The sequence below is a fragment of the Enorma burkinafasonensis genome (assembly GCF_902150035.1).
GTDB classification, from domain to species: Bacteria; Actinomycetota; Coriobacteriia; order Coriobacteriales; family Coriobacteriaceae; genus Enorma; species Enorma burkinafasonensis.
This window is the reverse complement of sequence record NZ_LR597516.1, coordinates 22,863-33,899: the sequence shown is the minus strand read 5'-3', so window position 1 is coordinate 33,899 and position 11,037 is coordinate 22,863. Positions and strand designations below refer to the sequence as shown.

Annotated in this window: 9 protein-coding genes and 1 tRNA gene; 4 read left to right on the top strand and 6 right to left on the bottom strand. The window is 66.1% G+C overall.

All coding sequences use genetic code 11. The features are described from left to right. The first annotated feature begins 202 nt into the window (after positions 1–202). Positions 203–278 (top strand) — tRNA-Arg (locus FS885_RS08165). Positions 279–356: 78 nt separating this feature from the next. Here the strand turns inward: FS885_RS08165 and FS885_RS08160 are convergent. The 3 genes from FS885_RS08160 to FS885_RS08150 are packed head-to-tail and all read right to left on the bottom strand — an operon-like array spanning position 357 to position 4,201. After that, a complete protein-coding gene (locus tag FS885_RS08160) occupies positions 357–800 on the bottom strand; it encodes an aconitase X swivel domain-containing protein (protein WP_144744570.1) in 444 nt (147 codons plus the stop codon). Then, positions 800–2,104, bottom strand: coding sequence for an aconitase X (locus FS885_RS08155; protein WP_144744569.1), 1,305 nt, complete (start codon positions 2,102–2,104; stop codon positions 800–802). Before FS885_RS08155 ends, FS885_RS08160 begins: the two co-directional genes overlap by 1 nt. Positions 2,105–2,146: 42 nt before the next feature. Beyond that, on the bottom strand, positions 2,147–4,201 hold the full coding sequence (locus FS885_RS08150; RefSeq protein WP_144744568.1) for an oxidoreductase: 2,055 nt from the start codon (positions 4,199–4,201) through the stop codon (positions 2,147–2,149). A 310-nt stretch (positions 4,202–4,511) separates the two neighbouring features. Here FS885_RS08150 and FS885_RS08145 point away from each other — a divergent pair, with 310 nt between their 5' ends. The 3 genes from FS885_RS08145 to FS885_RS08130 all read left to right on the top strand — a co-directional run bounded on the left by FS885_RS08145 (position 4,512) and on the right by FS885_RS08130 (position 6,794). Then, a complete protein-coding gene (locus FS885_RS08145) occupies positions 4,512–5,150 on the top strand; it encodes a TetR/AcrR family transcriptional regulator (RefSeq protein WP_144744567.1) in 639 nt (212 codons plus the stop codon). 141 nt (positions 5,151–5,291) lie between these two features. Continuing rightward, positions 5,292–5,693: a hypothetical protein gene (locus FS885_RS08140; RefSeq protein WP_144744566.1), complete on the top strand. Its 402-nt coding sequence runs from the start codon at positions 5,292–5,294 to the stop codon at positions 5,691–5,693. 600 nt (positions 5,694–6,293) lie between these two features. Next, positions 6,294–6,794 (top strand): S-ribosylhomocysteine lyase, encoded by a 501-nt coding sequence (locus FS885_RS08130; RefSeq protein WP_144744564.1) that lies wholly within the window; start codon positions 6,294–6,296, stop codon positions 6,792–6,794. Positions 6,795–6,855: 61 nt separating this feature from the next. Here the strand turns inward: FS885_RS08130 and FS885_RS08125 are convergent, their stop codons facing one another. The 3 genes from FS885_RS08125 to hypB all read right to left on the bottom strand — a co-directional run bounded on the left by FS885_RS08125 (position 6,856) and on the right by hypB (position 10,827). Further along, positions 6,856–7,200 (bottom strand): hydrogenase maturation nickel metallochaperone HypA, encoded by a 345-nt coding sequence (locus tag FS885_RS08125; RefSeq protein ID WP_144744562.1) that lies wholly within the window; start codon positions 7,198–7,200, stop codon positions 6,856–6,858. 39 nt (positions 7,201–7,239) lie between these two features. Beyond that, positions 7,240–10,029 (bottom strand): FAD-dependent oxidoreductase, encoded by a 2,790-nt coding sequence (locus FS885_RS08120; protein ID WP_144744561.1) that lies wholly within the window; start codon positions 10,027–10,029, stop codon positions 7,240–7,242. Positions 10,030–10,140: 111 nt separating this feature from the next. Continuing rightward, positions 10,141–10,827 carry a hydrogenase nickel incorporation protein HypB gene (gene hypB / locus FS885_RS08115; RefSeq protein WP_144744560.1) on the bottom strand — a complete coding sequence of 229 codons (687 nt, stop codon included), beginning with the start codon at positions 10,825–10,827 and terminating at the stop codon, positions 10,141–10,143. Positions 10,828–11,037: the final 210 nt, after the last annotated feature.

Here is an 11,037-nt window from a genome sequence, read left to right as displayed (position 1 = left end):
TCCGGACATGCCGTCCTCCGATCTCCCGGGGCCGGCCGATCCGGCCCTCAGGGTATCGGGTTCCCACATTCATCCGCACATGTGCGGATGAATGTGGGAGGTGTTCGGATAAAGTTGATAATCAAGGGTCATCGCATGTGCGACGGCGCGGGCCGTATCGTGCCGGCGGGCGTACGGCGACTTGTGCTAGACTTTCTCACATGCCTCCGTAGCTCAGGGGATAGAGCACCGCTCTCCTAAAGCGGGTGTCGACGGTTCGAATCCGCCCGGGGGCACCAGACGATACACGGGCCGGGATGCACGCGCGTCCCGGCCCGTTCTGGTACCGCCCGGCTGAGGAGCCGCGGCAGCCGCCGCTACGCCACCTCCACGACGCCGCCGTCGCGCACGGTGATCTTCATGCTGTCTCGCACGTAGGCGAGGAACTCCTCGCCCAGAGAATCGACGACCGGCATCGACACGTCGTCGAGCCACACGTCGGCGAGGACCGCGCCGGCCGCCGCGAGCGAGTCGATCGGCTCCGAGAACAGCATGCACGCCGGCTGCCGCTTCATCGCGCAGGCGCAGTAGAGCACGAGCCCTCCCGTCGTGGACCCGATGGTCTGCGGCAGGCAGAGCGCCCGGCCGGCCATCTGCTTGCCATAGAGGTCGGGGTTGTTCTGGTCGCCGCAGGTCGCCTTCTTGTCGCCGAACTGCAGCGCCTTCTGGAACGACGCCAGCGTGTTGAGGCCGCCGTGCGTCACCACGGCCTCGGCGACCGCCTCGCCCGGGGAGATGACCCGTCCCGTGAACGTACGCATCAACGCTCGCCTCCCTTCGTGCACGCGGCGCCTCCCGTGATCTGCTCCAGGATCTCGTCATCGGTGTAGTAGCGCGCCGTCGTGTAGGTGCGCAGCTTGTTGCTCGACGTGATGACCGGCATGCTGGCGCACAGCGGGTTGTTCATGTACATGAGCGGACAGATATAGGACACGATCACGCCCGCCGCCCTGAGGCGCGCCGCGTGCGGCGTCTCGTCGAAGCGCTTGATGACCGCGGGCGCCGCCGTGAACACGGTGGGCACGGCGACGCGCGTGCGCCCGGCCGCCGCAAGCGCCGCCTCGATGCGCTCGGTCCACGAGACGAGTTGGTTCAGGCTCATGTGCGGGCAGCCCATGAAGCAGAGCTTGGGCGCCGCGTCCGGGTTCTTCCACACCACGGGGTAGCTGTCGTAGACGCGCTCGAGCTCGGCGTCGTCGATCACGTAGGTCCGGGCGCCCGCGCGCACGAGGTCGCGCCCCTGCTCGACGGCCTCGGGCGTGATGCCCTCGACATGGTAGAGGCCCACCGCGCCGTTCGATGCGGTCGCCGCGCCGAAGTCCTTGAGGTAGGTGCGCGCGTCCTCGTTAAGCTCGCCGAGCCAGCGGTCGAGGCCCACGATATAGGGCACGTCCTCCATGACCTTCATGCCGATGGCCGAACCCAGAAGCTGCGCCTCGGGCTTCTTGGTGGTCTTGATCTCGACGATCCAGTCGGCCTGGCGCCCCTCGTCGGTGAGCAGACCGAAGTACGGCACGTAGCCCACAACGGAGCCCATCAGGTCGATGATGCCCGAGTTGCGGTTGCACCGCGCGCCGAGCACCGAGTTGGCATAGACCACCGCCGAGGACTCCGACCAGCTGAGCACCTCGCCCGCGCGGGGCGTGTTGCCCACCTCGTCCATGTAGCAGGTGCAGGTGAACGCGTCGGGGTCCATGAGGCCGAGCTCGCGGAGCTGGCCCTCGTAGAAGTCCTGCTTGGAGTACATGAAGTGCTTGAAGACGATGTCCTGCAAAAGGTTGCTCGGCACGGCGGGGTCGAGCGGCCGCGGGTCGGCCGAGAACCGCTGCGTGGAGACGGCACCCGCCTCGATGAGCTGGTCCATGAGCTCGTAGACCGGCGTCAGCGCCTTGAGGCCGAACGACGTGACCAGATGGTTGTAGGTGCTGGTGACGGGCACCATCTTCGTCGCGCCGAAAATCTCGCCGTAGCGCACGAGCGTCTCCATGACGCGGGCGAGCGTCTCGCCCCGGCTCCCGCCGAGGATCGCCTCCTGCTCCTCGGTCAGCTGCAGGTGATGCTGCATGCTCTCTCCTCTCCTTCGTCTCGATACCTGGGGCATCGTTTCCTAGATGCGCATCGCCGCCTCGTAGGCGCTCCAGATCACCGTCCGGAGGTTGCCCACCCGGTCGCAGTCGCCCACCAGGTAGACGCCCTTGCCCTTGGGCGCGAGCGGCGCGGGGTCGTAGCCCACCGAGCTGATCGCCGTGTCGCAGGCGAGCTCGAACGTGGAGCCGTCCTTCGCGCGGCACACGATGCCTCCCTCCGTGACCTCGGCGAGCGTGGTCTCAAGGTAGACCGGGACCTCGTGCAGGGCGAACCATTCGCGCAGGTAGGAGCTGTTTGCCAGGCACACGCCCGTCTGGGCGATGAGGTCGTCCTTCATCTCGACGATAAGCGGCTTCTTGCCGGTGAGCGCGAGCTCGTAGGCGATCTCGCACCCCGTGAGGCCGCCGCCGATCACGGCGACCGTCTCGCCCACGGGCGCGCCGCGCAGGTAGTCGCAGGCCTCGACCATGCGCTCGTGGCCCGGCACGCTCCGCATCACCTTGGGCACGGCGCCCGTCGCGACGATGATGGGGCCCTCGCCGAGCGCGTGGACGTCTGCGACCTCGTCGTTCAGACGCACCTCGACGCCGAGCGCCTCCATCTGCCGGCGGTACCACGACAGCAGGTCGCGGAGCTTGCCCTTGTACGACTCGGCGCTCGCCGCGATGAACGTGCCGCCGAGCTCGCCCGCCTTCTCGTGGATGACGGGACGGTGGCCGCGCAGCGCCAGCACGCGCGCCGCCTCCATGCCGCCGATGCCGCCGCCCACGATGTGCACCGTCCGCGGCGCGCGGGCGGGCACGATGCGGTGCTTGTCCCACTGCATGGTCTCCGCGTTCACCGCGCAGCGCGACAGGTGCAGGCTGTCGAAAAGCTCCTGGTCGTTGGGGACGCCCTTGTAGTGAGCCATGTTGAAGCAGCCGTTGTGGCAGAGGATGCACGGGCGGATATCCTCCGGACGGTCCTCGATGAGCTTGGTGACCCACGCCTGGTCGGCGAGGAACTGCCGGGCGAAGCCGGCGCCGTCGAGCTTGCCGGCCGCGATGGCGTCCGCCGCGACGAAGGGGTCGAGCCTGCCCGCAGCGACCACGGGGATGTCCACGTGCTCGCGGATGTGCTCGACGTCGGCGAGGTTGCAGTTCTCGGGCATGTAGATGGGCGGGTGCGCCCAGTACCACGCGTCGTAGGTGCCGTTGTCGCAGTTGAGCATGTCGTAGCCGGCGTCCTGCAGGTAGCGGGCGGCGCGCTCGGACTCCTCCATGTCGCGGCCGACCTCGGTGTACTCCTCGCCGGGCAGCGCGCCCGAGCGGAAGCCCTTGGTCTTGGAGACCACGCTGTAGCGCAGCGAGACCGGGAAGTCCTTGCCGCACAGGCGCTTGATGGCCTCGACGATCTCGACGGCGAAGCGGTAGCGGTTCTCGAACGACCCGCCGTAGGCGTCGGTGCGGTGGTTCACGTAGGGCAGCGTGAACTGGTCGAGGAGGTAGCCCTCGTGCACGGCGTGCACCTCGACGCCATCGACGCCGGCGTCCTTCAAGAGCTTCGCCGACTTGGCGAAGGCCTCGACCATCTCGTGGATCTCGGGCACGGTCATCTCGCGCGAGGGGACCTTGTCCGACCAGCGGTTGGGCGCCGGGCTCGCGCTGGCGCAGATCTTGTCGAGGTCCATGAACGGCTTGGAGAGGCGCCGGAGCACCGGGTTGGTGTAGAGCTGCTCCATCATCGCGCTCACGGTGAACGACCTGCCGAAGCCGGCCGTCAGCTGCACGAAGAGCTTGGCGCCCGTCTTGTGGAGCTCGGGCATCCATGCCGCCAGGTCATCGAACATCTTCCGGTTCTTGTAGAGCCACTGCCCGAACATCGGGTTGTAGACGGGCTGGCAGCCCGGCAGCACGAGGCCGACGTTGTTCTTCGCGACCTCCAGGATGAAGCGGGCGCCCGCCTCGTCGAAGTGGTTCTTCTCCATCCAGCCGAAGAGGTCCGTGCCGCCCATCGACGTGAGCACGACGCGGTTCTTGATGGTGCACGAGCCGATCTTCCATGGCGTGAACAGCGGTTCCAGCCTTGCATCCATGCGGCTGCCCCTCTCTCCCGATGGCATGGCACGGCGAGCGCCCATGCCCCCCTTGCTGTCTGCACCCATTATAGGCACCGCGGCGGCGCTGCCGTTCGGCCCACGCGGACGGCGAGCGGACGCCCGCCCGCGGGGCGCGGCGACCGGCTGCGGCGTGCGGGCAACCGGCTGCGGGCGCGGCCGGGCGGCTGCGGGGCGCGTGCGACCGGCTGCATCCGCTGCGCGCCATACGTTGACGCCGCGTCAACAATGACGGAAACTAAGGTGCACGCCCCCGTTCGGTCCCCGGACCGGAAAGGATCGATGAGCTGTGGCAACCTCGAACGAACCGCATGTCCAGCGCGCCGCGCGCTGCAGCTACGACGCCCGCCGCAACGAGATCCTGCAGGCGGTGGTCGACGTCTGCTCGGAGGAGGGCATCGGCAAGCTCTCCATCTCCGCCGTGACCAAGCGCGTGGGCTGCACGCGCTCTCTGTTCTACCACTACTTCCCCAACAAGACCGTCGCGCTCGAGGCCGCGCTCGACTACACCATCGACATGTTCATCGCCCGGCTGCGCTCCTGGAACGAGAGCCGCGTCTTCGGCGACATCGAGGGCGCGCTCGACAGCATCTCGGCGCTGCTCAAGTCGCTCGTCCTCGAGATGCCCGGCATCTCGGGCTCCATCACGGCGGGCGGCGACGCCGTGCTCTACACCGCCTTCGTCGACCGCGTCGCCGAGCGCTGCGCGCGCTACATGTGCGAGTCGACCGTGGTCGATTTCGCCGCGCACCACGAGGTGCTCATCGACAACGTCTACGAGACCTTCTACGTGCTCATCAGCGGGCTCATCCTGTTCATCCGCTCGCACCGCGACGTGTCCGAGAGCGTGATCAAGGACATCATCGCCTGCACCCTCCATATCGAGGGCTATACCGAGAAGTTCTCGGACCGCCGCCCGCCGCGCTAGGACGCGCCCCCTGCCGGGAGGCGTGCCCAGCGCTGTGCGCCAACCTGCGCTTCATGCCCTTGCCGCAGCTCAAACCATGTATCATAATGCGTGGTTTGTACGACAGCGCCCAGGCGCACCGTCCGTTTGCAAGGAGCATCCATGTCCAAGAACTGCAAGTCGCTCAAGATCTTGAGCTTCATCCAGATCATCGTCGCGCTCGGCGCGATCTTCCTCGCGGTCATCGCCCGCAGCGGCACCGCCCTCGCCGAGGAGGAGGCCGGTATCGCCGGCGTCATCCTCATGTACGCCGACAACTTCCTCTACGGCGCCTGCGGCGTGCTCACGATCATCACTGCGATCATGGGCATCCACGGCGCCAACCGCCCGAGCCGCCTGGGCAGCCACCGGCTCTTCGCCATCATCACCGCGATCTTCGCGATCCTGACCATCGTGGTCGCCGGCCTGGGCCAGGGCATCCCCTCGGTCGCGCTGCTCACCCTCATCCTCGCGATCGCCGTCGCCATCCTCGACGGCATGTGCCGCGCGGAGCTCGACCGCTAGGGCAATCTTCTAAACATCACGTCGAACTTCTGAGCAGGGCTGCAAACTTCTGAGTCGCGCGTTGAACTTCTGAGTAGGCAACTTAACTTCTGAGTCGTATAGCGACATGTTTCGTTGTAAGAAATGGCGCTAGAGGACTCAGAACTTTTCTGACCAACTCAGAAGTTTTCCAAGCGACTCAGAAATAATGGGAGAGAGCAGGCGTGCTGAGAGAACCCCAAGGAAAATCGGCCGCAGGCAAGCGCTAGCTCCACGGATCGCGCTCGAAGAGCGGCTCCGGGTCGGGACGACGGTCCGAATAAGGGTCGTAACCGTCGTCATCCTCGTTCTCGGCACGGATAAACGGATCGCGCGGTGCGGACGCTCCCGCAGAGCTCCGTGCCGAGCGCACACCGCTGGACGGGCCACCCGCCCCGCTGCGCACCCCCGCCTCGACGTGTGTCTTTGCTTCGCTATTGCTATCCAGCCCCATGGCGGTACCTCGCTTTTCTATCTCGCCTGCAGGCGCATCGGCGCCCACCATGTACAATAGCGAACGAACGCCAGGTGCGCACGCGCCATCCAAAACATGCCCAAACACACGCCGTTGCAAGGAGCGCCATGGAGACCATTGCCAGCTTTACCGTCGACCACCTCACGCTCGAGCCCGGCGTATACGTGTCGCGCATCGACCGCGACCCCGCAACCGGCGCGACGGTGACGACCTTCGACATCCGCCTTACCGCCCCCAACCGCGAGCCCGTCATGAACACTGCAGAGGTTCACACCATCGAGCATCTTGGGGCAACCTATCTGCGCAACGATGCCGATTGGGCGAGCCGCGTTGTCTACTTTGGCCCCATGGGCTGTCGCACGGGGTTCTACCTTGTCGTTTTTGGCGAGCACACATCGCGCGACGTAGTTCCGCTCCTGCAGGGCCTCTTCCGCTTTATCGCCAGCTTCGAGGGAGACATCCCCGGCGCAGCGCCCGAGGCCTGCGGCAACTACCTCGACCAGAACCTCCCCGCAGCGCAGTGGTGGGCACGCCGCTTCCTGAGCAATACGCTCGAGAACATCGACGATGCCCACCTGGCATACGCGACCCCGGCGGGCGGCTGCTAGCCTTTGAGCCACGCGACCCGCCTTGGTCAGGCGCAACCGATGGCTGGCACCCAAGTCAAGGTCAGACCACGGCGACCTCTTTGATCATCACCTCTTGCCCCTGCTCGAGCACGGTGTCCTCGCTCCCGCACTCCGGACAGATCCGCCCGTGCTCAACGGTGCCGTAGCGGGTCCCGCAAGCATTGCACCGCGTGACGGCGGGGATATCCTCCACGACGAGTTCAGTGTCGCGCAGCAGGTCGTGCTTATCGGCGGCCCAGCGCCATGCGTGCTGCAGGTAGCTCGGCACCACGCCCGAGACCTCGCCAAGCTCGAGCGTGACGCTTTGCACCGCGCTCACCTCGGCATCGCGCACCGCTTCTTCAACGTCGCGGATGATGTAGAACACGATTCCCAGCTCGTGCACGGCAATCCTTCCTCAAAAACGGGGCGCGGGCGAAACCTTCTACTTCTTGCCGCCGAACTTGATCTTGATGGCGCGTTTGAGCGCGTACTTGCCAATCGCGGGCAGCTTGTCCTCGTACTTGATCATGGTGCTGGCCTCGGGGTGCTCACGGTGCAGGTGAATCGCATCGAACGCGCACTTGGTGGTGCACAGGCCGCAGCCTATGCACTTGTTTTCGTCCACGATGCTCGCACCGCAGCCCAGGCAGCGCGCGGTCTCGGCACGCACCTGCTCCTCGGTAAAGGTGGCCACGTACTCCTTGAACGGCGCGGTCGTGCGGCCGAGGCTCTCGGCCACAGCCGGCTCTTGGCGCGCCGTGGTGTCATAGCTGCCCGGATCGACGTTCTCGCGGTCGAGCTCGCGGTAGGCGCGCGGGTTGCGGCCGATGGTGAGCGTGGCGCCCTGCACGTAGCGATGGAGCGAGATAGCGGCCTCGTGACCTGCGGCAATGGCGTCGATGGCGAACTTAGGACCGGTGTAGACGTCGCCACCCACAAAGATGTCGGGCTCGGCGGTCTGGTACGTCTTGGGGTCGGCGATAGCGCCCTGACCGCGCCCGAGCTCCACCGCCGTGCCCTCGAGCAGCGAACCCCAGCGCACGGCCTGGCCAATGGAGAACACCACGCGGTCGGCAGCGATGGTGCAGGTATCCGCCTCGTCGTACACAGGCGCAAAGCGGCCGTCCTCATCAAAAACGCGCGTGCAGCGCTTGAAAACGACCTCGTGCACGCGGCCGTCCTCGCCGGCACGCACCTCCACCGGACCCCAGCCGTGGGAGATATGCACGCCGTCCTCGATGGCCTCGCGCACCTCTTCCGCGGTGGCCGGCATCTCGTCCTCCTGCTCCAAGCAGAGCATCTCTACGTGCGGCGAACCCAAGCGCGCCGCCGTGCGGGCCGCGTCGATGGCAACATTACCGCCGCCCACCACCACGGTGCGCCCATCAAGCTGCTCAAGCGCGCCGTCCGCGACCTCGCGCGACACGCGCTCCAAGAACGAAACGGCGGTTTCCGCGCCGGGCAGACCCTCGCCGGGAATGCCGGGCAGGCGACCATCCTGGCAGCCAATCGCCACGTAGAACGCCTTGAAGCCCTGTTCGCGCAACTGGGCGATGGTCACGTCGCGCCCAACCTCCACGCCGTAGCGGAACTCGGCGCCCATGGCCTCGATCACGTCGACCTCTGCCTGGATGACCTCGCGCGAGAGCTTGTAGGCAGGCACGCCATAGGTAAGCATGCCGCCCGGGCGCTCGTGGCGCTCGAAGACCACGGGCTTGTAGCCCTTCTCGGCCAGGTAGAACGCACAAGAGAGGCCCGCGGGACCGGCGCCGATGATGGCGATCTTCTCGTCAAAACCACCTTGCACACGCGGCACCACCGCGGGCGGGATATAGCGGGTCGAGGCATCCAGATCGCGGTCGGCGATGAACTTCTTCACCTCGTCGATTGCCACGGCGGCGTCCACGCGACCACGCGTGCACGCGTCCTCGCAGCGACGGTTGCAGATGCGGCCGCACACCGCCGGCAGCGGGTTTTCGCGCTTGATGAGGGCGAGCGCCTCGGTGTAACGACCCTGCGAGGCGAGCTTGAGGTAGCCCTGCACCGCGATGTGCGCCGGGCAGGCCGTCTTGCAGGGTGCGGTGCCCGTGTCGTAGGTCTCGATGCGGTTCTTGTTGCGGTAATCTGGCGACCACTTCTCCGGGCCCCAGCTCGCGGCGTCGGGCAGCTCCTGCTTGGGGTACTCCACGGTCGAGCCATCGGCCAGGCAGAGCTTCTGCCCCAGCTTCACGGCACCCGCCGGGCACACTTCAACGCAGCGGCCGCAGGCCACGCACTTGTCTGCCTCGGTGCGCGCCACGTAGGCAGAGCGCGAGAGATTCGGCGTGTTGAACAGCTGCGACGTGCGCAGGGCGTAGCACACGTTCACGTTGCAGTTGCAGATGGCGAAGATCTTGTTCTCGCCGTCGATGTTGGTGATCTGGTGCACAAAGCCGTTGTCCTCGGCGCGCTGCAGGATGTCGAGCGCCTCCTCGCGCGTGATGTAGCGGCCGCCCTTGTCGGTCTCTACCACATAGTCAGCCATGTCGCCCACGGCGATGCACCAATCCGCCGGGTCGTCGCCGCAAGCCTCGCCCAGCACAGAGCGGCTCATGCGGCAGCTGCAGGGGCTCGCTGCGAACTTGCCCTCGTACTTGTCGAGCCAGTGGCTGATGTGCTCGATCGAGACGGACTGGTTCTCCATCTCGATGGCGCGCTCCACGGGGATCACGTGCATGCCAATGCCCGCGCCACCGGGCGGGACCATCGGCGTAATGCGCGAAAGCGGCCCCTTCGACGCCTGCTCGAAGAACTTCGCCGTGGCGGGGTGCTCGTTCATCTGCGTCCAGCGCATGTTGAGGAACTCGGCCGAACCGGGCACCAAGATGGGACTCACCCACTGCTTGGTGCGCGTGGGATTCTCCCAGTTGTACTCAAGCAGGCCGATCATCGACATCTCGTCGAGGAGCGGCTGGAGCTTGTCCGCCGGCATGCCGGTTGCCTTCTGCGCTTCCTCGAACGTATAGGGCTTGCGCACCTTGAGCTTGAGGAGCAAGTCGGCCATCTCGTCGGTAGTGACGCCCTCAAACGCCCAGTACTCGTACGCCAGCAGGTTGCCCTTGCCGAGCGTGCGGTTCGTGAGATGGCGGCACAGCTGCACGATCTTCTCGCGCGGATGCTCCGGCAGCGGCGGAACAAACTCCGCCCCGATATCGGGCTCGCTGTACGAAAGACCGGGTCCGTTGATATCCATGGATCCTCCCCTACCTGCGGCGCGCCGCCGCACCTTGCTCCAACCTACCGTGTATCGCTTTGAGCTGGGCGCCAAGCCAGACGAAACGCGACCCCAGCCTACATGCATTCGCTACGCCTCGCTCTTCCACGCGGCAACGGCATCGCGCAGCCACGCAGCCCACGCGTCGATCCCCTCCCCCGTCTTCGCGCTCATGGGAATCACCAGCGCTTCCGGGTTGCGCATGTGGATGTTTCGCTCCGCGCGCTCGAGCGAGAAATCGTCGAACACCGGCAGCGCGTCGATCTTGTTGATGAGCACCACATCGCAGATCGAGAACATGAGCGGGTACTTGAGCGGTTTGTCGTCGCCCTCGGGCGCCGAGAGGATCATGACGTTTGCCGAGGCGCCCGTGTCGAACTCCGCCGGGCACACCAGATTGCCCACGTTCTCGAGGATCGCCAAGTCGACGGGCTCGCCCGCCTCGTCCTCAAGCGCCTGCAAACCCTCGGCGGTCATATAGGCGTCGAGGTGGCACATGCCGCCCGTGTGCACCTGGACCGACGTGGCGCCTGCTTGGGCGATGGCGCGCGCGTCGACATCGGAATCGATATCGGCCTCCATCACCGCGATGCGCAGGCTGTTGCCGAGCGCCCCGATGGTGCGCTTGAGCGTCGTGGTCTTGCCTGAGCCGGGGCTCGACATAAGGTTGAGCAGAAACGTCCCGCGCTCCTTGTTGCGAGCGCGCAGCTCCGCCGCCTTACGGTCGTTGTCGGCAAAGACGCTCTCTTTGACCTCGATGATGCGCACGTCTGCCATGCGTCGCTCTCCTTCCTTCAGGCGCTTGGGCGGGTGCGTGCTCTAGCCTCACGCCGCCCGTCGCACGAACATACCACACGCGCCGCAGCTCGCAGCCAGCGCACGCGGGACGTTCGGCGACCGTTCGCCTTGCCTCCGTTGACGGTTCGTCAATTATACTATTGACGATTCGTCAACATTCTCTAAAACTTACGATGTCTGCTTTTGTTG